This is a genomic window from Amycolatopsis sp. WAC 04197 (assembly GCF_003947475.1).
GTDB lineage: Bacteria > Actinomycetota > Actinomycetes > Mycobacteriales > Pseudonocardiaceae > Amycolatopsis > Amycolatopsis japonica.
The window spans coordinates 40348-62677 of the sequence record NZ_QHJK01000010.1; the positions used below are offsets into that span (position 1 = coordinate 40348).

The window sequence follows — 22330 nt, forward strand, 5'->3', positions numbered from 1 at the left end:
ACCCTGGATCACTGTCTCCCAGATCACGGCGTCACAAGCCGCTGAGACTCAGCTCACACGACCGGGGTTGTCGTACGACTGTTTCCGATATATCGTGAACGAGTCGGAACATTACGAAGAGAGGATTCACATCATGCGACGACGACCTTTCCCTCCAGAACACGGCCGCCCCGCCTTCGGGCCCTGGGCTCGCGGCGGCTTCGGCGACTTCCCGCCGGGCCCCGGCGGACCGGGCCACCGGCATCGGCACGGCCGTCGCGGCGGCCCCGGTGGACGGCGCGGCAAACGCGGTGACGTCCGCGCCGCGATCCTCGCGCTGCTTTCCGAGCAGCCGAGGCACGGCTACGAGATCATCCGCGAGATCGGCGAACGCAGCGGCGGCTTCTGGAAGCCGAGCCCCGGCTCGGTCTACCCGACCCTGCAGATGCTGGCCGACGAAGGCCTGGTGATCAGCAAGGACGAGAACGGCAAGAAGCTGTTCGAGCTCACCGAATCCGGCCGTACCGCGGCCGAGCAGCAGGACGCCGTCCCGCCGTGGGAGCAGATCGCCCACGACGTCGACCCGGTCGAGGTGAACCTGCGCAAGGCGGGCGCGACTCTGGCCGCGGCGGTCGCGCAGGTCATGCACGCCGGCAGCGAAAGCCAGCAGGCCCGCACCGTCGACGTCCTCAACGAGGCACGCCGGACGATCTACGGCATCCTCGGCGAGGCCGAGGACACCACCCCGGACGAGGGCACGGAGTGATCCGGCACGACGAGGCCGGTGGGCTTGGCACGCGTATGCACGCGATAGCCCACCGGCAGCGTCACCTGCTTCTCCCCGGCACCTGACGAAACCTCGTTGAGCCGCCGGACCTCCGCGATCGCCTTCGCCGCGACCGGTGCGCTGAACTCGATCTTCAGCACCGCTTCCATCGCGGCGGCGTCTTCGAACAGCCACCGCGTCATCACCTTGCGGCAGTCGAATCCCTGACGGGCGAAGAACTTCTCGACCCCGGGCGGGTCGTAGTGCGGCAGATCCAGCCGCATCCAGCGGCCGTAGGGCTCACTCGTCACATCGAGATCCACGATCATCATCAGCCCACCCGGGCGCAGCACCCGCTCCGCTTCGCGAAGACCGGGTTCGCAACCGGGGCCGAAGAAGTACGCGGTGCGGGCGTGGACGACGTCGAAAGCCGCGTCCGGCAAGGGAAGCCGCTGCGCACGCCCCTGCCGCACCTCGACGTTCGCCAGCCGCTCCACCCGGTTCCGCGCGTCACGCACGAGCGGCTCATGGGGTTCGACGCCGACCACCGAACGCGCCGTCGCGGCGAAGCGCGGCAGGTGGAAACCGTCACCACAGCCGATGTCCAGAACGTCCGCCCCGGACCAATCGCGGGCCCCGGCGAGCACCCGCCAGATCTCGTCGTCGACGTCCTGCGCGCGGTTTTCGACCTCGTAGGCCTTTTGGTAGTACCAGATGTTCGGACTCGGCAGCACCTCCTCGCCGCCGCGGCGGGAGGAGAGGGCTCGGGGAAACCAGCGCACGGAAGCTCCAACGAAGGGACGCCGGGCCGGGTTCCGGGGTATCCGGGCCGAAATCTTTGACGGAAACAATGCGGTCAGCGACTAGACTTTACTCCCACCGGTAAGGGAGAACCGCATGTCGCTTGGCTCGGCCGCCCACACTTCCGTCATACCTTCGGGAATCCCCTGCTGGATCGAGCTCGCGTGCAGAGACGAAGCGGCCGCACAAGCCTTCTACAGCGGGCTTTTCGACTGGGAGTTCACCGTTCAGCGTGATCCCGCGACGCCGACCGGCCGGTACTCGATCGCGACGCTGAACGGCGTCCCGGCCGGTGGTCTGTACCGCGCGGGCGCGGAGGGACCGTCCGGCTGGAGCGTCCACATCTCGGTGCCCCAGGCGGCCGCCGCCGCCGAATGGGTGGACAGTCTCGGTGGCCGGGTCACGCTCGGACCGATGGCGATCCCCCATCGCGGCAGCATCGTCCACGCCATCGACGCGTGCGGCGCGCACGTCGTCTTCTGGGAGCCGCCCGCCACCTGGGAGTTCGCGACCGGGGTGCCGAACACCTTCAGCGGCGCGGATCTCAACACCCACGACGGCGCGGCGGCGGACCACTTCTACTGCCGCCTCTTCAACTACACGAGCCACCAGATCGGCGACGGCGCCTCGCTCGACTACGCCGAATGGCTCATCGAGCACGAACCGGTGCTGTACCGGTACGTCATGGGCTCGGAATACCGGCCGGACACTCCCCCGCACTGGATGGTCTACCTCGCCCTGGATCCGGCTCGCGGCGCGGACGCCGCGGCCGGACAGGCGTTGATGCTCGGCGGTGCCGTCGTGGTCCAGCCCTACGACACCCCGTACGGCCGGATGGCGATCCTCGCCGACCCGGACGGTTCGGTCTTCGCCGTGATCGACCACTCCCGGGCCGTCGAAGGCTGGGGCACCGCCGAAGTCGACGATCCCTACGACGACTGAGCGGGCCGAGGCTAAACGGGGACGAACGCCGAGAGCAGCAACCAGGAGACGACGGCCGAAGGAAGCAAGGAGTCGAGCCGGTCCATCAAGCCGCCGTGTCCCGGCAGCATGTTCCCCATGTCCTTGACGCCGAGGTCGCGTTTGATCAGCGACTCGACGAGATCGCCCAGTGTCGCCGTGCAGACGATCGCCGCGCCGAACAGCACACCCTGCCAGGCGTGGCCGTCGAGCAGGAGGCTCAGGGTCAGCGCGCCGGCGACGACACCGGCCACGAGGGAACCGGCGAAACCTTCCCAGGTCTTCTTCGGGCTGATCGTGGGCGCCATCGGGTGTTTACCGCCCAGCACACCGGCGATGTAGCCACCGGTGTCCGAGGCGACGACGCCGATCATGAACGCCAGCACCCGGCCGACGCCGTCCTCCGGCGGGACGAGCATGGCGGCGAAGGCGCCGAAAAGCGGGATGTACGCGGCGGCGAAGACCGACGCGCTGATGTCGCGCAGATACCCGTCCGCGCCGCCGGGCAACCGCCACAGCAGGCAGACGAGCACCGTCAGCACGAACGCCGTCAACGCGCCTTCGCGGCCATACGGCCAGGCCAGCCAGATCATCGCCTGACCGCCGACGAGCACCGGGACCAGCGCGATCCGGATGCCCGCCGCGCGCTTCAGTGCCCCGGCCAGCTCGATCGTGCCGACCGCGATGGCGATCGCGATGATGCCGATGAACAGAAAGCGCACGGTGAGCAGGGACGTGACGATCGCCGCGCCCAGCAGCAGCCCCACCCCGATCGCGGCGGGCAGGTTACGGCCGGCGCGGGAAACCTTTTGCGCCGGTTCCGGCTTCTCCGCCGGAACCGGTTCCGGGTTCTCCACCCGATCCTCGCGTTCCTCGCTCACCTGGCTCATCAGACCTCGAGTAGCTCGGCTTCCTTGTGTTTCACCAGCTCGTCCACCTTGTGGGTGTAGGTGTCGGTGAGGTTCTGGAGTTCCTTCTCGGCGTGGACGACCTCGTCCTCGCCCGCCTCGCCGTCCTTCTTGATCCGGTCGAGTTCTTCCTTGGCCTTGCGGCGGACGCTGCGGATCGAGACGCGGGCGTCCTCGCCCTTGGACTTGGCGACCTTCACCATCTCCTTGCGGCGCTCTTCGGTGAGCTGCGGGATGACGATGCGGATCACGTTGCCGTCGTTGCTCGGGTTGACGCCGAGGTCCGACTCGCGGATCGCCTTCTCGATGGCGTTGAGCGAGCTCTGGTCGTAAGGCTTGATCAACGCCATCCGGGCTTCGGGGATGTTGACGCCCGCCAGCTGGTTCAGCGGGGTCGGCGCGCCGTAGTAGTCGACGACAACGCGCGAGAACATCCCCGGGTGGGCCCGGCCGGTGCGTACCGACGACAGGTCCTCCTTGGCGACGGACACCGCTTTTTCCATCTTCTCCTCGGCGTCGAGGAGGGTCTCGTCGATCACGGCAACTCCCGTTGTTGTGTATGCGTACCGATTACGGAGATCAGAGCAGGACTACGCGGGCACCCCGTCGGCGGGGGTGTCGACCAGGGTGCCGATCCTTTCACCGCTGACCGCGCGGGCGATGTTCCCCTCGGTGAGGAGATTGAACACGATGATCGGCATGTTGTTGTCCATGCACAGGCTGAACGCGGTGGCGTCGGCGACCTTGAGGTCCCGTTCCAGCACCTCGCGGTGGCTGATCTCGTGGAACATCTCGGCGGTCGGGTCGCTCTTCGGGTCCGCGGTGTAGACGCCGTCGACGGCCTTCGCCATCAAGACGGCTTCGCAGCCGAGTTCGAGCGCGCGCTGCGCGGCGGCGGTGTCCGTCGAGAAGTACGGCATGCCGACTCCGGCGCCGAAGATGACGACGCGGCCCTTCTCCAGGTGACGCTCGGCGCGGCGCGGGATGTACGGCTCGGCGACCTGCCCCATGGTGATGGCGGTCTGCACCCGGGTGGGCAGGCCCTCCTTCTCCAGGAAGTCCTGCAACGCCAGGCAGTTCATGACGGTGCCGAGCATCGCCATGTAGTCCGCGCGGTCGCGGTCCATGCCGCGCTGCGACAGTTCCGCGCCGCGGAAGTAGTTGCCACCGCCGATCACGACGGCGATCTGCACGCCCGTCCGCGCCACGTCGGCGATCTGCTGGGCGACCGAGTGCACCACATCCGGATCAACCCCGATGGAACCGCCGCCGAACATCTCGCCGCCCAGTTTCAGCAGCACCCGCCGGTATCCGCCTTCGACCCGGACACCCATGTCGCCCTCCCTAATGCTCTGAAACCCGACTGTGCCCCGTCCCCGATGGACGGAGACGGGGCACAGTGGTGGTTCTTGTGTTCCGCGCCTGGATCAGGCCTGGCCGACCTCGAACCGGGCGAACCGGCTCACGGTCACGCCGGCCTCGTCGAGCAGGGCCTTGACGGTCTTCTTGTTGTCCTTGACCGACGGCTGCTCGAGCAGGACGTTGTCCTTGTAGTAGGCGTTGACCTTGCCCTCGATGATCTTGGGCATGGCCTGCTCCGGCTTGCCCTCTTCGCGGGCGGTCGCCTCGGCGACGCGACGCTCGTTCTCGACGACCTCGGCCGGGACCTCTTCGCGGGTGAGGTACTTCGCCTTGAGCGCGGCGACCTGCATGGCGGCGCCACGAGCAGCCTCGGCGGCCTCCTCGCCCTCACCGGTGTACTCGATGAGCACGCCGACGGCGGGCGGGAGGTCGGCACCGCGACGGTGCAGGTACGTGGTGGTGGTGCCCTCGTAAGCGGCGACACGGCGCAGCTCGAGCTTCTCGCCGATGCGGGCGGCCAGCTCCTGGACCTGCTCCTCGACGGTCTTGCCGTCGAGCGAGGCGGCCTTCAGCTTCTCGACGTCGCTGGTCTTCTCGGCCTTCGCGACCTCGACGATCTTCGCGGCGAGGGCCTGGAAGTCCTCGTTCTTCGCGACGAAGTCGGTCTCGGAGTCGAGCTCGATCAGCACGCCGCCGTCACCGGCGACGAGGCCCTCGGCGGTGGCGCGCTCGGCGCGCTTGCCGACGTCCTTGGCGCCCTTGATGCGCAGGAACTCGACGGCCTTGTCGAAGTCGCCGTCGTTCTCCTCCAGCGCCTTCTTGCAGTTCATCATGCCGGAGCCGGTCAGCTCCCGGAGACGCTTCACGTCTGCGGCGGTGTAGTTCGCCATCGTGGGTGTGTCCGTCCTTTTTCAGGTACGAGAAAGTCTTTTGGGGAATTCACTCGTGGGGCCGCCCGGAGGCGGCCCCACGAGCGGGTGGATCAGGAGGAGGCGGTGGCCTGCTCGGCCGGGGCCTCGGTCGGCGCGTCGGTCGCGGCGGCGGCTTCCTTGGCGTCCGCGGCGGCGGTCTCGGAGCCGGCGAGCAGCTCCTTCTCCCACTCGGCCAGCGGCTCGTCCGTGGCGACGCCCGCCTCGGGCTTGGCGTCGGCGGAGGAACCGTTGCGGCTGGAGCGGGCCATCAGACCGGCGGCGGCGGCCTCGGCCACGACCTTGGTCAGCAGCGCGGCCGAACGGATCGCGTCGTCGTTACCCGGGATCGGGTAGTCGACCTCGTCCGGGTCGCAGTTGGTGTCCAGGATCGCGACGACCGGGATGTTCAGCTTGCGAGCCTCGCCGACGGCGATGTGCTCCTTCTTCGTGTCGACGATCCACACGATGCTCGGCACCTTGGCCATGTCGCGGATACCGCCGAGGGTCTTCTCGAGCTTGTCCTTCTCACGGGTGAGCGTGAGGATTTCGCGCTTGGTCAGGCCGGCGAAACCACCGGTCTGCTCCTGCGACTCGAGCTCCTTCAGGCGGAGGAGACGCTTGTGCACCGTCTGGAAGTTGGTCAGCATGCCGCCGAGCCAGCGCTGGTTCACGTAGGGCATGCCCACGCGCGAGGCCTCGGAGGCGATGGCTTCCTGAGCCTGCTTCTTCGTGCCGACGAACATGATGGTGCCGCCGTGCGCGACGGTTTCCTTGATGAACTCGTACGCACGGTCGATGTACGTCAGCGTCTGCTGCAGGTCGATGATGTAGATGCCGTTGCGCTCGGTGAAGATGTAGCGCTTCATCTTCGGGTTCCACCGACGGGTCTGGTGCCCGAAGTGCACGCCGCTGTCGAGCAGCTGCTTCATGGTGACGACGGCCATTGCCGGAATCAACCTCTTCTGTGTCGTGCGCGCCCGGCTCCGCCGGAACGCGCTTGCTCGGTTCGTCGCTCTCGGCCGGGTGGCCGATCGCCCTGGTGCCGATGCTCGGGCCCGGACCCTGTGGCGAAGTGACCTCAAGGACCGCCGGGCCGTGTGCCCCCGTCTGTCCTGACCCTCCGTGAGGAGATCGGCCATCGGGAGCGCGCACGTGCACGCGAAGTCAGTCCGCTGCCGCGGACCGCGCAAAAGAGTCTACTCCCTGTCGCCACCGGGTACCGCACCGGCAGCCCCTGATGAGAGGGGTTGTCCACAACCGCCTCGGTTATCCACAGATTCCCTCGGCGCGCCCCGCCCGCCACGCCGGTCCCCCAGCCTGGAACACATGACCATGACGACCTGTTCCCGCCCTGTCACCAGGCACTCCTTCGCTCTCGACCGCACCGGCGGGAGGCACCGCCGCCCTGGGCGCCCTCGGCGGCTTCCGCGCCTCGCGATCCTCGCGACAGTGCTCGCGATCTTCGCGTCGGCGGCGATGCCGGGAACGGCCAGAGGCGCGCCCTCCCCGCAAGGGCGGCTCTCCTGGCCGCTCTCACCGGTACCGAGCGTCACCAGGTACTTCGAGCCGCCCTCGACGCCATACGGGCCCGGCCATCGAGGCGTCGACCTCGCCGCGGCACCGGGCACGAATGTGCTCGCGGCCGCCGAGGGAGTGGTGATGTTCGCCGGGCAGGTGGCGGGCCGCGGCGTGGTGTCGATCGACCACGACGGAGGGCTTCGCACCACCTACCAACCGCTCGCCCCGACGGTCACCGCGGGTGATCAGGTCTACCGCGGGCAGGTGCTCGGGACGCTCGCGGCCGGACATCCCGGCTGTCCGGAGGCGGCGTGCCTGCATTTCGGCGTCCGGCGGGGTGAGGAGTACGTCGATCCGCTCGCGTTGATCGGCGAGCCGTCCGAGATCCGGCTCAAACCGTGGGAAGGAGATTGAGTGACCGTTACGGAACGGGCTCGGGCAGCCGAGCCTCGGTGTCTCCACGTGCTCCTTCTCCGCAACGCAAGGTGCTGTGATCGGCGTGTGTTGGCGGAGGACACGCGTGATCGGACGGCGCACACACGTGATTGGAGGCGGAACACACGTGATTGGGGAGCGAACACGCGTGATTGGAGGCGGAACTCGCCGTGACGACTGGGGCTAGGCCTGCTCGACCAGTTTGGCGCGCAGTCGCATGACGGCGCGGGTGTGCAGCTGGCTGACCCGTGACTCGGTGACGCCGAGGACCTTGCCGATCTCGGCGAGCGTCAGGCTCTCGAAGTAGTAGAGCCCGACCACGATCCGGTCGCGTTCGGTGAGCTGTGCGATCGCCTGCGCCAGCTGGCGGCGGTTGTCCTGGTCGACCAGGACGGCCACCGGGTCGACGGCGCCGTCGTCGGGCAGGGTGTCGACCAGCGAGCCGCTGTCCTTGCCCGCGGCGACGAGGTCTTCCAGTGCGATGACGCTGGTCAGCTGCAACTGCCCGTAGAACTCGCGCAGATCGTCGACGCTGATTTCGAGCTCGGCCGCGAGTTCGGCGTCGGTCGGTGTGCGGTTCAGCCGGGCGCCGAGGCGTTCCAAGGCGCGCTCGGCCTCGCGAGCCTTGCTGCGGACCGCCCTGGGGACCCAGTCCTGGGAACGGAGATCGTCGAGGATCGCGCCGCGGATGCGCTGCATGGCGTAGGTCTCGAACCGCAGGCCCCTGGCGGGTTCGAACTTCTCGATCGCGTCGACCAGGCCGAAGATCCCGGACTGGATCAGGTCACCGACGTCGACGTGGGTCGGCAGCCCGGTGCCCACCCGGCCGGCGACGTACTTGACGAGCGGGGCGTAGTGCAGCACGAGCCGGTCGCGCACGACCTGGTCCGGCGACTCGGTGAACTGCCGCCACAGCGCCTGGATCCCGGCGTCCACTTCGTAGCCGGACCGTGCTTCGGGTGCGACGGCAGGACCGTCCCCGCCGGGACGATGTTTCCCGGCGGCTTCGGTGACATGTGGGTCGGCGGTCATCGGATCGCCGTTCTCAGCATGCGACTCAGCGTGGTCTCCGTGCTCGTGCGGATGCGCGTGCGCCGCCGGTCCGGGCCGCGGGGTCACCTGCCGAGTTCTCCCCGGCATCATCGGGCCCGGGGGTGCGCGCGGTCGTGGATCGCCTTCAGCCGATCGACGGTCACATGAGTGTAGAGCTGCGTTGTAGCCAGCGTAGCGTGACCAAGCAGTTCCTGAACGCTTCGAAGATCAGCGCCGCCTTCGAGCAGATGGGTGGCCGCGGAATGCCTCAGGCCGTGCGGCCCCATGTCGTTCGCGCCCGGCACCGAACCGACGGCGTCGTGGACGATCCGCCGGGCCGTCCGCGGGTCGAGCCTGCCGCCCCGAGCCCCCAGGAAGAGCGCCGCTTTCCCCGGCTCCTTCGTTTCGACGGCGAGCTTTCCCCTGCCCTCGTCCAGCCATGCCCGCAAGGCCGTTTCGGCGGGGACGCCGAACGGCACGACACGTTCCTTGCCGCCCTTGCCCAGCACGAGCACGACCCGGCGGGAGAAGTCGACGTCGCCCACATCCAGCCCGCACAGTTCCGAGACCCGTACGCCGGTCGCGTAGAGCAGTTCCACAATGGCACTGTCCCTCAAAGCCACCGGGTCGCGCTGTTCGGCACCGGCGGCTGAGAAGCGCATGACGTCACTCGCCTGCTCCGCGCGGAGGACCCCGGGAAGCTTGCGATGCGCGCGTGGCGCCACCAGCCGTCCGCCTGGATCCGACGCGAGCGCTCCACCTCGGTGGGCCCAGGCGGTGAAGGTGCGGGCCGCCGCCGCACGCCTCGCCAGCGTCGTCCGGCTTGCCCCTTCCTCGCGTTGCCGGGCGAGCCAGCCGCGCAGTGTCCCGATGTCGAGATCCTCGAACCGGCGGCCGTTCCCGTCCACGAATCCCATCAGCGACACGATGTCGCCGAGGTAGGCACGCACGGTGTGCGCGGACAGCCCGCGTTCCAGGGAAAGGTGCCGCTCGTAGTCGTCGATCAGCTTCCGGACAGGCTCCGGCAGCGCGGCACGGGCGGCGCGCAGATCGGGTCTGCGGGCGCGTTTCCCCGTGCCGTGGGGACCTTCGGTCGACGGCATGCCGATCACGCTGCGCGATGTACGGCGGATGGTCAAGTATCGCCGCACCCTGTTGCGGTGTCCGTGGTCGGATCGTGCCGGGATGGCGTCTCAGGTGTAGGCCAGTCAGGTCTTGGCGGTCCGTTTTCGCCACCCTGTGTCACTCCTTTCCGCGAAGCCGTCGAGCTCCAGTTCGGGAAGCAGCGAGCGGACGCGCTCGACCGGGATGCCCGACTCGGCCGCGAGCCTTTCCTCGGGTCTGGCCGACCGGGTGGACAGCGCGTCGTGCACGCGCAGCGCCTCCGGACCGAGCCGATCGGTGCGGCGGCGAGGTTTCGCCGGATCCGCTCCCTCCGCCCCGAACCGTCCAGCGGTCTCGAGGATCTCGTCGACCGAGGTCACCAGCGTTGCCTCGCCTTCGCGGATCAGCGCGTGGCAGCCGGCGGACATCCCGGACGAGACCGGCCCCGGCATGGCCATCACGACCTTGCCCAGGGCCCCGGCCGTGGTCGCGGTGTTCCGCGCGCCGCTGCGCCTGCCCGCCTCGACCACGACGGTCCCTTCGGTGAGCGCCGCGATGAGCCTGTTCCGGACGAGGAACCGATGCCTCGCGGGCGTCGTACCCGGCGGGTACTCGCTGACCAACGCGCCGACCTTTCCGATGTTGCGCAACAACGTCGCGTGCTGCGCCGGGTACCCGACGTCGGCTCCACAGCCGAGCACGGCGACCGTCGTCCCGTCCGCGCTCAACGCGCCCCGGTGGGCCGCGCCGTCGATGCCGTACGCCGCTCCCGAGAACACCGGGATCCCCCGGCTCGCGAGGTGATAGCCCACTTCGGCCGCGTTGTGCTCGCCGTATCCGGTCGCCGCGCGGGCGCCGACGATCGCGATCGCCTGGTCGACCGCTTCGCCGAGCCTGACCGGGCCGCGGACCCACAACGCCAGCGGAGGCGCCATGCCGGAAACGCCCCTGCCCTGCGCCACGGCCAGCGAAAGCAACGGCCACGCAGGCCATTCGTCGTCTTCGGGGATGACGAGCCTGGTCTCGTCGGCCGCGGCGCGCTCCAGATCCCGCTCGGCGTAGTCGTGCGCTCGCCGGGCGGCCGTTTCGTCACGCACCTTCGGCGGGCAGTCGGCGCGACGCACCCGTTCCGCGGCGACGACAGGGCCGAATTCGCCCACGAAACCGGCCAAAGCGGGTGCCGGGGGCTCGGCCACACGCAGGAGGTACGACCGGGCGAGGCGTTCGGCTTCGAGTTCACTCATCCGGATGACCTCTCCCGGAAGTTCAGCGCTGCCGCGACCTCGTCCGGCTCCGGTTTGTCGGCCCCCTTCAAATCGGCGAGCGTCCAAGCGATGCGAAGGCAGCGGTCGGCGCCGCGCGCGGTGATCGCGCCCCGCTCCAAGGCGCGGTCCAGCAGCGCCGTGACCTGCGACGGCAGGGCGAACTCCCGGCGCAGCGCGGGACCGGGCACTTCCGCGTTCGTGAGCCAGCCTTGCTCCGCCCACCGTTTCCCGGCGCGCTCACGTGCCTCCAGCACCCGCTCCCGGACGGCCGCCGACGCCTCGGGCGGCTCGCTCAGATGCGCGCTGAGCGCGGACAGCGGGCGCAGCCGAACCCGCAGATCCACCCGATCGAGTAATGGCCCGGACAGGCGGCCCAAGTAGCGCCTCCGCACGGTCGCCGAGCACGTGCAGTCGGCGTCCTTCGCCGGGGCGCAAGGGCAGGGGTTGGTCGCCAGCACCAGCTGGAAGCGCGCCGGGTACCGCACGGCGCCCTTGACCCTCGCGATCCGCACTTCGCCCTCTTCGAGCACCGTGCGCAGCGACTCCAGCCGCTCCGGGCCGAATTCACACACCTCGTCGAGGAACAGGATTCCCCGGTGCGCGCGGCTGATCGCGCCGGGTACGGCCAGGCCGCTTCCGCCGCCGATCAGCGCGGGCACGCTGATCGAATGATGTGGCGCGACGAACGGCGGCACGGTGACCAGCGGTTCGGCGCGGGAGAGCGAACCGTCGATCGAATGCACCGCTGTCACCTGCAGCGACTCTTCGGCGGTCAATCGGGGAAGCAGACCGGGCAGGCGTTTCGCGAGCATCGTCTTGCCCACCCCGGGCGGGCCGGTCATGAGCAGGTGATGCCCACCGGCCGCGGCCACCTCCAGCGCCCATCGCGCTTCCGGCTGCCCCACGACGTCGGCGAGGTCGGGTACCTGTGGCGGCGCCTGGAGGACGGACGGTTCGGGGAGGGTGAGCTCCCCTTCGCCCTTGAGCCAGTCCACGAAGTCGCTCAGCCGCGCCACTCCGCCGACCTCCAGTCCGTCCACGAGAGCGGCTTCGAACAGCGACTCGGCGGGGACGACGGCCCGGCTGTACCCGGCATCGCGCGCCGCCAACAGCCCCGGCAGGACCCCGCGGACCGCCCGTACCCGGCCGTCGAGGGCGAGCTCACCGAGCAGCACGGTGTTCAGCAGCTTCGTGGCGGGGACCGCGCCGGTGGCGGCCATGACCGCCGCCGCGATCCCCAGGTCGTAGCCGGACCCCACCTTCGGGAGATTCGCCGGCGACAGGCCGAGGATCACCCTCTCGTCCGGCCAGGTCCGCCCGGAATTGCGCACGGCGGAACGGACTCTGTCCTTGGCCTCTTTCAGCCCCGTATCGGGCAGGCCGACCATCGTCACCTTCGGCGATCCGCCGCCGATATCGGCCTCGATCTCGATCATCCGGCCCTCGACGCCGAGAAGCGCGACCGACCAGGTCTTCGCCAGCGCCATTCAGAACGCCGCCTTGATATGCCGCACCCGGGGCGGGGCGTCGGGCGAGGCGACGATCGCGATGATGTCGTAGCGGACCGGGGCCCAGCGGAGCATGAACTTGCGCTGCCATTGGTAAGCGAGACGGCGGATGCGATCCGCCTTGTCCGGGGTCACCGCCTCGGCCGGGGTGCCGAAACCCAGCCCCGTCCTCGTCTTCACCTCGCAGAAGACGAGGCGCTTCCTGTCGGTCGCGATGAGGTCCAGTTCGCCGTCACGACAACGCCAGTTGCGGCTCAGGACGACATAGCCCCTCTTCTCCAGATGCCGGACCGCGAGGTCCTCACCCCAGCGGCCCAGTTCGATCCGTGGTGCCCCGGCGGGCGGCTGTTCGGCGATGCTCGTCATCTCGATCCCCCTCAGCGATCGTCACAGTGCGTGTGCGATCGACGCTGCCAGGGTGAGGGGGTTGGGGACAGACCCGATTTCGGCACCTGTGGACAACCGGGGTGTTGTGGATGGTTCGGCCGTCATGGGGGCTTGGCGGGCGGAATCGTCGGTGGGCTGTGCTAGGTGCCCCCGGGTGGATACGTGAAGGCCCCCTTCACGGCGGTCAGCGCCGTGAAGGGGGCCTTCACGTACTCAGGGGATCAGCCGGAGAACGGTCCGTCTTCCGGCAGCCGGAGATCCGGTTTGTCGAGCTCCTCGACGTTCACGTCCTTGAACGTGATGACCCGGACGTGCTTGACGAACCGGGCGGGCCGGTACATGTCCCAGACCCAGGCGTCCGACATGCGGACCTCGAAGTACACCTCGCCGCCGCCGTCGCGCACCTGCACGTCGACCGCGTTGGCAAGATAGAACCGCCGCTCGGTCTCCACCACGTACGAGAACTGGCCGACTATGTCGCGATACTCGCGGTAAAGCGAGAGCTCCATCTCGGTCTCGTACTTCTCGAGATCCTCTGCGCTCATGAAATCCGCGCCCCTCCTCGCGATTTTGCTGCTGTTCCAGCGGCGGAGCGTTCATTGTTACCCACGTACGGGCCGAGGGCACGTATCGGCACGCTCGGGTTTTCCAGTGCCGCGACGGTCAGCACGACCGGGTGAGGCGGCCGCACCCGGTGCGCGGCGGCCGCGGTGGCCACGTTGGCGTACGACCAGCGATGGACCGGACTCGGACCGTGAGTGTTCAGCGCGGCGCTGTGGTCGGTGGTGCTGTACCCCTTGTGCACGTCGAAACCGTAGTGCGGATGGACGTCGTGCAGGTCGCCCATGATCCGGTCCCTGGTGACCTTCGCCAGCACGGAAGCCGCCGCCACGCACGCGACGGCCTTGTCCCCTTTGATCACCGGAACGCTCGGGGCGGGCAGCCCGGACACGCGGAATCCGTCGGTCAGGACGTAGCCGGGCGTGTTCCGCAGCGCCGAAACGGCTCGCCGCATGCCTTCGAGGTTCATGACGTGGATGCCGAACAGATCGACCTCGGCCGCCGGGATCACGATGACCGAGTAGTCGACCGCACGCTGGACGACCCGGTCGTACACCCGGTCGCGAGCCTTCGCCGTGAGCACCTTCGAGTCGGTGAGCTCGGACAGGCGGGCGGCGTCTCCGGGACGCAGGACGCAGGCGGCCACGACGAGCGGGCCGGCGCAAGCACCGCGCCCTGCCTCGTCGACTCCGGCGACAGGCCCGAGGCCCCGCCGGTCCAGCGCACCCTGCAAACCCCAGAAAAGGTCGCCACGCACCACTGCCCGCGGCGGCCGAAGCGGCTCGGCCGGTGTGAGCGGTACAGGAACTCTCAAGGCCTTACCGCCTCCGGTCGACCGCCTTGCGCACTCCGGCCGACATCCGCCTGCCGAGGAAGAGCACGGGCCACGCCGCGGCGATACCGACTCCCAACGGGAGCCCTTGCTGCCAAGCCGGGGCGCCGAGCGCCAGCGGCTGAGCGTTCGCCTGCGGGTTGTGGTCCGAAACGCCACCCCAGCGGCCGGGCGGGAGCACGATGACCCGTGCCTTGCCGATGATGTTGTCCACCGGGACGGCACCGTTGACCCCACCGCCACCCTGGATACGGGAGTCGCTGGAGTTGTTGCGGTTGTCGCCCATCACCCAGACGTAGCCGGCGGGCACCTTGACCGGCTCGAACGTCCGCTCGGTGGGGGCCATGCCCTCTTCCCAGTGGACGTACGGCTCGTCGAGTGCCTTGCCGTCGACGACGACGCGGTTGTTGTCGCAGCACTGGACCGTCTGGCCGCCGACCGCGATGATCCGCTTGACGAAGTCGCGCTCGTCCGGCGGCGCGAACCCGATCAGGGAACCCAGCGTGCGGAATCCGGTGACGAAGATGTTGCTGGACTCCGGCGTGTCGATCTCGCCGACCCAGGCGGGCGGGCCCTTGAAGACCACCACGTCGCCCGGGGCGGGATCGGTGAAGTCGTACGTGATCCGGTCGACCAGGATCCGGTCGCCCGTGCATCCCGAGCAGCCGTGCAAAGTGGTCTCCATCGACCCCGAGGGGATCATGTAGACCTTGGCGAGGAACTGCTGGATCAAGATCGTCAGCACGAGCGCGACGACGATCAGGATCGGCAGTTCCTTCCAGAACGACCGCTTCTTGTTGACCTTGCCGAATTTCTTGGAACCGGATCGGCCCCGGCGGGAGGCCCGCGTGGGGCGCTCCTCTTCGGGGCGATCGGGCTCGTCTTCGGAGGTGTTCTGGGACACGGGTTCGACCACGACGCCAGGTTACCTGTAACCGAGTGGCTACCTACTTGGCGGAGGTCGTCTCGCGGTTTTCGCGGCGTTCCTTGATCTTGGCGGCCTTGCCGCGCAGCTCGCGGAGGTAGTACAGCTTCGCCCGGCGGACGTCACCGCGCTTGAAGACCTCGACCTCGGCGATGTTCGGCGAGTGCACCGGGAAGGTGCGCTCCACGCCGATGCCGAACGACACCTTGCGGACCGTGAAGGTCTCGCGGATGCCGCCGCCCTGGCGACGCAGCACGACGCCCTGGAAGATCTGGTTGCGCTCGCGGTTGCCCTCGATGACGCGGACGTGAACCTTGAGCGTGTCGCCCGGTCGGAAGTCCGGGATGTCGGAACGCAGTGACTGCGCGTCCAGCGCGTCCAGGGTGTTCATCGGTGGTCCGTCCTCGTCTTCGTATGGCTTACGTGCAGCTTGGGCGCGCAGTGTCGGGCACTGCGACCTACCCGGGGGCTGATGGCGTTCCGGTGTACGGCGCCGGCTGCGAAGCCGCGCGTCCACTCACGCCAACCTGTCAAGTATTGCAGACCAGGACTCAGGTGGTTGACCCGGCCTGGTCGCTGCCCTCGTCCAACCGGTCGAGGACCTTGAGATCGTGCTTGTCGAGACTACCTTCCGGCAGCAGGCCGATCAGTTCGGGCCTGCGCCGGACGGTGCGTTCCAGCGCCTGGTCGCGGCGCCAGCGGTCGATCAGCGCGTGGTTTCCCGAACGCAGTACGTCGGGTACGGCCAGGTCGCGCCAGACCTCCGGCCGGGTGTAGCTGGGGCCTTCGAGCAGCCCGTCGGAGAACGAGTCCTCCTCGGCGGAGCGGGAGTTGCCGAGCACCCCGGGCAGCAGCCGGACGACGGCCTCGACCATCACCAGCACCGCCGCCTCGCCGCCGACCAGCACGTAGTCGCCGATGGAGACCTCGTCGACGGGCATCCGCCGCGCGGCGTCGTCGATCACCCGCTGGTCGATGCCCTCGTAGCGGCCGCAGGCGAACACCAGGTGTTCCTCGGCGGCGTACTGGTGGGCCATGGCCTGGGTGAAGGGCCGTCCGGCGGGGGTCGGGACCACGAGGCGGGTGTTCTCGCCGCAGACCTCGTCCAGGGCGGGACCCCAGACCTGCGGTTTCATCACCATGCCGGGCCCGCCGCCGTACGGGGCGTCGTCGACGGCGCGGTGGACGTCGTGCGTCCAGTTCCGCAGGTCGTGGACGCCGACCTCGATGAGGCCGCGGTCGATCGCGCGCCCGAGCAACGCGGCGCGGAGCGGGTCGAGGTATTCGGGGAAGATCGTGACGACGTCGAGGCGCATCAGGCGTCCAGCAGGCCTTCCGGCGGGTCGAGGACCACGCGGCCGCCCGCGACGTCGACGGCCGGGACGATCGCCTTCACGAACGGCACCAGCACCTCGCGTCCGTCGTGCTCGATCGACAGCAGTTCGCCGGCGGGCGAATGCACGATTTCGAGCACCTTGCCGACGACGGTGCCGTCGGCCAGTTCGGCCCGCAGGCCTTCGAGTTCGTGGTCGTAGAACTCGTCGGGGTCTTCGGTCGGCGGCAGCGTCGAGGTGTCGGCGATCAGCAGCGCGCCGCGGAGGGTTTCCGCGACGTCCCTGGTCAGCACCTCTTCGAAACGCACCAGCAGCCGCCCGCTGTGTTCGCGGGCGGCTGCGATGGTGAGGTCTCTGCTGCTGCCGTCACGCAGCTTCGTCGTGACGGCCGAACCGACCGCGAACCGCTGTTCCGGCGAGTCCGTGCGCACGTCCACCGCGAGTTCCCCGCGGATTCCGTGCGCCTTGGCGATCCGGCCGACTACGACGTCCATCCCGTTCAGTCCTTGGTCAGCGATCGGTGTCGACGACGTCCACGCGGACGCCGCGGCCACCGATACCGCCCATGACGGTGCGCAGGGCGGTCGCGGTACGACCGCCCCGGCCGATCACCTTGCCGAGATCGTCGGGGTGCACGTGCACCTCGAGCGTGCGGCCACGGCGAGTGGTCAGCAGCTCGACCCGGACCTCGTCCGGGTTGTCGACGATCCCGCGCACCAGGTGCTCGAGGGAGTCAGCGAGGAAGCTCACGCCTCGGCCTTGTCACCCTCGGCGGCTTCGGCCTTCTCGGCCTCGGCCTTCTTCGGGGCGGACTTCTTCTTCGGCGTGGTGGCTTCGGCGGAGGCCGAGTCACCGGCGGCCGCGAGCGCGGCGTTGAACAGGTCCTGCTTCGACGGCTTCGGCTCGGCGACCTTCAGGGTGCCCTCGGCGCCCGGCAGGCCCTTGAACTTCTGCCAGTCACCGGTGATCTCGAGGATGCGCTGGACCGGCTCGGTCGGCTGGGCGCCGACGGACAGCCAGTGCTGGGCCCGCTCGGTGTCGACCTCGATGAAGCTCGGCTCTTCCTTGGGGTGGTACTTGCCGATCGTCTCGATGGCCTTGCCATCACGGCGGGTGCGCGCGTCGGCGACGATGATGCGGTAGTACGGCGCACGGATCTTGCCGAGACGCTGCAGCTTGATCTTGACGGCCACGGGTGTGGGTACTCCTCAGTTCTCTCTGATGCATGTGGAAGGCGCACGCCAGCCGAGTGGGGACACGGCTGCGCACACCCGAAGGGTGAGCTCGGGCGCGGTGAGAGGGTCCGGCCAAAGCAGGCAAGCGTACATTCTGCCAGACACGCTTTTTCCGGCGCTAACTGGCTGTCAGAACGCGGCTATCCCGAGCGAGGCGAGCAGGATCGTCACGGCCGGGAGGAAATTGTTCACCTGGTGGGCGACCACGCTGCCGAGCAGCCGCCCGGTGAACACCCTGGCCAGCCCAATCGGGATCGCGATCACCAGCAGCAACGTCGTGCGCAGCGGTTCGAGGTGGCTCGCCGCGAAAACCGCCGTGGAGACCAGGAACGCCGCGATCCTCCCCCAGCGTTCGGTGCGCCAGGTCAGCCGCTCCACCGCACCCCAGAGCAGGCCGCGGTAGATGATCTCCTCGCAGATCGGCCCGACCAGCCACAGGTAGATGAACATGACGACGGCGGCCGAGACCGACATCCGCCGGTCCTCGACGAGCGCGCTGATCGCCGAGGTCGCGTTCTCGTTGCCCACGACCTGCGTCCAGGCCCAAGCGGCGAGGGAAGTGAACCCGAGCCCGAGCACCCCGAGTTTGAGGCCGACCTTGACGTCGGCCCAGCTCCAGCCGATCCGCAGGTCGATGAACGGGCCGTTGCCCCGCAGCCGGGTGATCAGCAGCGCCACGCCCGCCGCGATCATCGTCGGCAGCATGGTGCCCAGCAGCACCATGCGCATCGGCAGGGGCTGACCGGGCTGGACGTCGCCGAGCAGGACGCTGATGAACGCCGCCGACGCCAGCAGGACGGCCTCCACCAGAAGGAAGGCCCCGAATCCCCAGCGATGCGGCGGTGGCGTGTCGGGCGCGGCCACCTCACCTCCGGCAATGACTTCTTCTGGGAGTTCGTCCGGCGGCGCCGCCTCGGGGATCGGCTCCCTGGGCTGAGATACGGTCACGCCGATCCTCCGGTGATCGTTCGGTTACTCAAAGACTCTAACCGCCTGGACCGGCGATCACCTCGCCGCGAAGAGCAATACAGCCGGTGGGAGGTTGTTGGCCGCGTGCGCGATCACGGACGCGCTCACCCGGCCCGACAGATAACGGGCCAGGCCGATGGCGATCCCCTGGCCGAACAACGCGATCGTGCGCGCGGCCTCCCCGTGCAACTGGGCGAACACCAGCGCGGTGACCAGCAGGATCACCCAGGAAGGCAGGCGATGGAAGCCCATGGCGTTCCACAGCGTGCCGCGGAAGAGCAGTTCTTCGGTGACCGGAGCGGCGAGGACGACGATGACCGCGGCCAGCACCAGCCAGATCGTGTCGCCTTCGGTGGTTCCCGACAGTTCGGTGATCGGTCCGGGCGAGACGTCGGAGAAGGTCCTGTCGTCGCTGTCGGTCCCGTAGACGGCCAGCAGGAGCAGGTTGAGGAGGTAGCCGGCGGCGAGCGCGGCGGCTCCGCAGGCGAGCCCGATCCGGACGTCGCGCCACGTGGGTTTGAGCCCGAAGTCCGTGCGAAGCCCCTGCCCCCAGACGTGTGAACCGACCACAGGGCCGAGTCCGAGCACGAGGGTCGGCAGGAACGCGAGGATCAGCAGCGGGCCGACGTCACGGAGTTCGAGCGGGTCGTAGCCGCCGAAGCGGCCCGACATCAGGAAGCTCATGACGAGCGTGACGAGGTGGTATCCGGCGATGCCCGCGAAGAACGCTACGAAACCCCAGTGCGCTCCGAGCACCAGACGCTCGCGAGCCTGCCCGTCGTCCACCACGCCTCCACGCTAGGTACCGCTCCGGTCACACGTGGAGTCGGGTCAGGCGTAGATCTTGCCACGCAGCACGATGTGGCTCGGATGGCGGAGCACCGCGAGATCCTCACGCGGATCGGACGGGTAAACGAGCAGGTCGGCCGAGGCGCCGTCGACGATTCCCGGCACGCCGAGCCAGTCGCGAGCCGCCCATGAAGCCGAAGCCAGCGCCTGCTCCGCGGACATGCCCGCCTTGTGCAATGCCTCGATCTCGTCGACGAGCCTGCCGTGCTCGACCATGCCGCCCGCGTCGCTTCCCGCGTACACCCGGACACCCGCCTCGATCGCCGTCGACACCATCTCCCCCACGCCGGCGTGCAGCGCCCGCATGTGGTCCGCGTACACCGGGTACTTGCCCGCCTTGTCCGCGATGCCGGGGAAGTTCTCGATGTTGATCAGGGTCGGCACGAGCGCGATACCGCGCTCGGCGAGGACGCCCAACTGGTCGGACGAGAGCTCCGTGCCGTGTTCGAGGCAGTCGATCCCCGCGTCGATGAGACCGGGCAACGCGGCTTGGCCGAACACGTGCGCCGTCACCTTGGCGCCCTCGGCGTGCGCGGCGGCGATGGCCTCGGCGAGGACGTCGTCGGGCCAGAGCGGCGCGAGATCGCCGATCCCCCGGTCGATCCAGTCGCCGACGAGCTTGACCCAGCCGTCGCCGTCACGGGCCTGTTCGGCGACCGCCTTCGGCAGCTCCGAAGGGTCCTCGAGTTCGATACCCAGGCCGGGGATGTAGCGCTTGCGCAGGGCGAGATGCCGTCCGGCGCGGATGATCCGCGGCAGGTCGGCCCGCTCCTGCAGCGGCCGGACGTCGATCGGCAGCCCGCAGTCGCGGATCAGCAGCGTCCCGGCGTCGCGATCGGTGATCGCCTGCTCGGCGGCCTCTTCGAGGGTGGTCGCGCCACCGACCCCGATACCGGGATGGCAATGCGCGTCGACCAGTCCGGGAACGAGAAAGCCTTCCCGGACAACGGTTTCCGCCCCGGCCACCGGTTCGGTCGTGATCCGGCCGCCGGTGACCCACAGCTCACGGTGCTCGCCGTCCGGCAGGACGACACCCGCCAGGTGCAGCGCCTCCACGGGCTACTTGTCCTTCGGCAGCTTGAACTTCTTCGGGTCGAACCCGGGTACGTCGTTCATGCCGCCGAGCTGCGAAAGGTCGGGCATCCCACCGGGCATCCCGCCGCCAGGGGGCAGCATCGGCATGCCGCCGGGGAAACCACCGCGGACCTTGGGCTGCGTCGGGCCGCGCCCCTTGCCCTTCTTCCCCTTCTTGCCCTTGCGGTTCTTGCTGCCGCCGCCTCCGCCGCCGAAGCCGAAGCGGCCCGCCATCTGCGCCATCATCTTGCGCGCTTCGAAGAACCGGTTGACCAGGTCGTTGACGTCGCGGACGGCGACACCGGACCCCTTCGAGATCCGCACGCGACGCGAGGCGTTGATGATCTTCGGGTCGGCCCGCTCGGCGGGGGTCATCCCGCGGATGATCGCCTGCAGCTTGTCGAGCTGCTTGTCGTCGACCTGCGCGAGCTGGTCCTTCATCTGACCGGCGCCGGGCAGCATGCCGAGCAGGTTGCCGATCGGGCCCATCTTGCGGACCGCGAGCATCTGCTCGAGGAAGTCTTCGAGGGTGAGCTGGCCGCTGCCGAGTTTGGCCGCGGTCTGCTCGGCCTTCTCCTGGTCGAAGTGCTGCTCGGCCTGCTCGATGAGGCTGAGCACGTCACCCATGCCGAGGATCCGGCTGGCCATCCGGTCCGGGTGGAAGAGGTCGAAGTCTTCGAGCTTCTCGCCGTTGGAGGCGAACAGGATCGGCTGGCCGGTGACCTGGCGGACCGAAAGCGCGGCACCACCGCGGGCGTCACCGTCGAGCTTGGTGAGCACGACACCGGTGAAGCCGACGCCGTCGCGGAACGCCTCGGCCGTGGTGACCGCGTCCTGACCGATCATCGCGTCGACGACGAACAGCGTCTCGTCCGGCGAAACGGCGTCGCGGATGTCCGCGGCCTGCTTCATCAGCTCTTCGTCGACGCCGAGACGGCCGGCGGTGTCGACGAGGACGATGTCGTGCTGGGCGCGCTTGGCCTCGTCGATGGCGCGGCGGGCGACGTCGACCGGGTCGCCGACGCCGTTCCCGGGCTCGGGCGCGAAGACCGCGACCCCGGCCCGCTCGCCGACGACCTGCAGCTGCGTGACCGCGTTGGGGCGCTGGAGGTCACACGCGACCAGCATCGGCGCGTGGCCCTGCTTCTTCAGCCACATCGCGAGCTTGCCCGCGAGCGTCGTCTTACCGGCACCCTGCAGACCCGCGAGCATGATGACCGTCGGCGGGTTCTTCGCGAACGTGAGCCGCCTGGTCTCGCCGCCGAGGATGGTGACGAGTTCCTCGTTGACGATCTTGATGACCTGCTGCGCCGGGTTCAGCGCGCCGTGCACCTCGGCGCCCTTGGCGCGCTCCTTGATCCGGGCGATGAAGTCCTTGACCACAGACAGCGCGACATCCGCCTCGAGCAGCGCGATCCGGATCTCGCGCGCGGTGGCGTCGATGTCGGCGTCGGAGAGCCTGCCCTTGCGAGACAGGGTCTGCAGGGCGGACGTGAGCCGATCGGAGAGGGTGTCGAACACGGGTGTGCACGCTCCAGCGGGGTCGTTGTGGCTCGCCGGTACGAACCGGCGGCTTCCCAGGGTAGTCGGTGTTCGGGGCGGGCGTTGACACGGT

26 protein-coding genes are annotated in these 22330 nt (G+C 69.0%); 3 read left to right on the forward strand and 23 right to left on the reverse strand.

The features are described 5' to 3' along the window. The first annotated feature begins 133 nt into the window (after positions 1–133). Positions 134–745: a PadR family transcriptional regulator gene (locus DMC64_RS32700; protein WP_037342635.1), complete on the forward strand. Its 612-nt coding sequence runs from the start codon at positions 134–136 to the stop codon at positions 743–745. On the opposite strand, the gene DMC64_RS32705 is transcribed toward DMC64_RS32700, so the two are convergent. Then, positions 691–1527, reverse strand: a complete 837-nt coding sequence (locus DMC64_RS32705) for a class I SAM-dependent methyltransferase (RefSeq protein WP_125736657.1) — start codon at positions 1525–1527, stop codon at positions 691–693. The two genes, DMC64_RS32700 and DMC64_RS32705, sit on opposite strands and share 55 nt — an antisense overlap. A 115-nt stretch (positions 1528–1642) precedes the next feature. Here DMC64_RS32705 and DMC64_RS32710 point away from each other — a divergent pair, with 115 nt between their 5' ends. Continuing rightward, positions 1643–2488, forward strand: coding sequence for a VOC family protein (locus tag DMC64_RS32710; RefSeq protein WP_037342325.1), 846 nt, complete (start codon positions 1643–1645; stop codon positions 2486–2488). An 11-nt stretch (positions 2489–2499) separates the two neighbouring features. Here DMC64_RS32710 and DMC64_RS32715 read toward each other — a convergent pair whose 3' ends face one another. From DMC64_RS32715 to rpsB, 5 genes are all read right to left on the reverse strand, one after another. Continuing rightward, positions 2500–3396, reverse strand: coding sequence for a phosphatidate cytidylyltransferase (locus DMC64_RS32715; RefSeq protein WP_037342324.1), 897 nt, complete (start codon positions 3394–3396; stop codon positions 2500–2502). Further along, positions 3396–3953 (reverse strand): ribosome recycling factor, encoded by a 558-nt coding sequence (gene frr, locus DMC64_RS32720; protein WP_037342323.1) that lies wholly within the window; start codon positions 3951–3953, stop codon positions 3396–3398. The genes DMC64_RS32715 and frr overlap by 1 nt, the downstream gene beginning before the upstream one ends. Before the next feature lie 51 nt (positions 3954–4004). Next, complete coding sequence (pyrH, locus tag DMC64_RS32725) at positions 4005–4748, reverse strand: UMP kinase (RefSeq protein WP_005154669.1); 744 nt, start codon at positions 4746–4748, stop codon at positions 4005–4007. Between the two features lie 93 nt (positions 4749–4841). Further along, a complete protein-coding gene (gene tsf, locus DMC64_RS32730; protein WP_125736658.1) occupies positions 4842–5666 on the reverse strand; it encodes a translation elongation factor Ts in 825 nt (274 codons plus the stop codon). 92 nt (positions 5667–5758) lie between these two features. Next, positions 5759–6631, reverse strand: a complete 873-nt coding sequence (gene rpsB / locus DMC64_RS32735) for a 30S ribosomal protein S2 (protein ID WP_007032886.1) — start codon at positions 6629–6631, stop codon at positions 5759–5761. Between the two features lie 382 nt (positions 6632–7013). Here rpsB and DMC64_RS32740 point away from each other — a divergent pair, with 382 nt between their 5' ends. Continuing rightward, positions 7014–7619 (forward strand): murein hydrolase activator EnvC, encoded by a 606-nt coding sequence (locus DMC64_RS32740; protein ID WP_125736659.1) that lies wholly within the window; start codon positions 7014–7016, stop codon positions 7617–7619. Positions 7620–7823: 204 nt separating this feature from the next. Here DMC64_RS32740 and DMC64_RS32745 read toward each other — a convergent pair whose 3' ends face one another. From DMC64_RS32745 to ffh, 17 genes are all read right to left on the reverse strand, one after another. Beyond that, positions 7824–8759, reverse strand: coding sequence for a FliA/WhiG family RNA polymerase sigma factor (locus DMC64_RS32745; RefSeq protein WP_199755174.1), 936 nt, complete (start codon positions 8757–8759; stop codon positions 7824–7826). Between the two features lie 20 nt (positions 8760–8779). Further along, positions 8780–9775: a tyrosine recombinase XerC gene (locus DMC64_RS32750; RefSeq protein ID WP_125736661.1), complete on the reverse strand. Its 996-nt coding sequence runs from the start codon at positions 9773–9775 to the stop codon at positions 8780–8782. A gap of 105 nt (positions 9776–9880) precedes the next feature. Beyond that, positions 9881–11020 (reverse strand): DNA-processing protein DprA, encoded by a 1140-nt coding sequence (gene dprA, locus DMC64_RS32755; protein ID WP_125736662.1) that lies wholly within the window; start codon positions 11018–11020, stop codon positions 9881–9883. Beyond that, positions 11017–12528: a YifB family Mg chelatase-like AAA ATPase gene (locus tag DMC64_RS32760; protein WP_125736663.1), complete on the reverse strand. Its 1512-nt coding sequence runs from the start codon at positions 12526–12528 to the stop codon at positions 11017–11019. Before DMC64_RS32760 ends, dprA begins: the two co-directional genes overlap by 4 nt. Next, entirely contained in the window at positions 12529–12915 is a 387-nt protein-coding gene (locus tag DMC64_RS32765; RefSeq protein ID WP_125736664.1) for a YraN family protein, read from the reverse strand. A gap of 242 nt (positions 12916–13157) precedes the next feature. Next, a complete protein-coding gene (locus tag DMC64_RS32770) occupies positions 13158–13481 on the reverse strand; it encodes a DUF2469 domain-containing protein (protein WP_003096226.1) in 324 nt (107 codons plus the stop codon). Further along, on the reverse strand, positions 13478–14257 hold the full coding sequence (locus DMC64_RS32775; protein ID WP_125736883.1) for a ribonuclease HII: 780 nt from the start codon (positions 14255–14257) through the stop codon (positions 13478–13480). Before DMC64_RS32775 ends, DMC64_RS32770 begins: the two co-directional genes overlap by 4 nt. A gap of 58 nt (positions 14258–14315) precedes the next feature. Then, the gene (gene lepB / locus DMC64_RS32780; protein WP_016336230.1) at positions 14316–15245 is read right to left on the reverse strand and encodes a signal peptidase I; all 930 of its coding nucleotides are present in this window, start codon (positions 15243–15245) and stop codon (positions 14316–14318) included. Between the two features lie 31 nt (positions 15246–15276). Next, entirely contained in the window at positions 15277–15645 is a 369-nt protein-coding gene (gene rplS / locus DMC64_RS32785; protein ID WP_005154717.1) for a 50S ribosomal protein L19, read from the reverse strand. 160 nt (positions 15646–15805) lie between these two features. Next, the gene (gene trmD, locus DMC64_RS32790; protein ID WP_125736665.1) at positions 15806–16570 is read right to left on the reverse strand and encodes a tRNA (guanosine(37)-N1)-methyltransferase TrmD; all 765 of its coding nucleotides are present in this window, start codon (positions 16568–16570) and stop codon (positions 15806–15808) included. Further along, positions 16570–17082 (reverse strand): ribosome maturation factor RimM, encoded by a 513-nt coding sequence (gene rimM / locus DMC64_RS32795; protein ID WP_037342315.1) that lies wholly within the window; start codon positions 17080–17082, stop codon positions 16570–16572. Before rimM ends, trmD begins: the two co-directional genes overlap by 1 nt. A gap of 16 nt (positions 17083–17098) precedes the next feature. Continuing rightward, positions 17099–17338, reverse strand: a complete 240-nt coding sequence (locus DMC64_RS32800) for an RNA-binding protein (protein WP_003103110.1) — start codon at positions 17336–17338, stop codon at positions 17099–17101. After that, a complete protein-coding gene (rpsP, locus tag DMC64_RS32805; protein WP_037342314.1) occupies positions 17335–17781 on the reverse strand; it encodes a 30S ribosomal protein S16 in 447 nt (148 codons plus the stop codon). Before rpsP ends, DMC64_RS32800 begins: the two co-directional genes overlap by 4 nt. A 171-nt stretch (positions 17782–17952) precedes the next feature. Next, the gene (locus DMC64_RS32810) at positions 17953–18771 is read right to left on the reverse strand and encodes a CPBP family intramembrane glutamic endopeptidase (RefSeq protein WP_038509862.1); all 819 of its coding nucleotides are present in this window, start codon (positions 18769–18771) and stop codon (positions 17953–17955) included. Between the two features lie 57 nt (positions 18772–18828). Continuing rightward, a complete protein-coding gene (locus DMC64_RS32815; RefSeq protein ID WP_081975901.1) occupies positions 18829–19578 on the reverse strand; it encodes a CPBP family intramembrane glutamic endopeptidase in 750 nt (249 codons plus the stop codon). A gap of 45 nt (positions 19579–19623) precedes the next feature. Beyond that, positions 19624–20697: an amidohydrolase family protein gene (locus DMC64_RS32820; protein ID WP_125736666.1), complete on the reverse strand. Its 1074-nt coding sequence runs from the start codon at positions 20695–20697 to the stop codon at positions 19624–19626. Between the two features lie 3 nt (positions 20698–20700). Next, on the reverse strand, positions 20701–22236 hold the full coding sequence (gene ffh, locus DMC64_RS32825) for a signal recognition particle protein (RefSeq protein WP_007032900.1): 1536 nt from the start codon (positions 22234–22236) through the stop codon (positions 20701–20703). Positions 22237–22330: the final 94 nt, after the last annotated feature.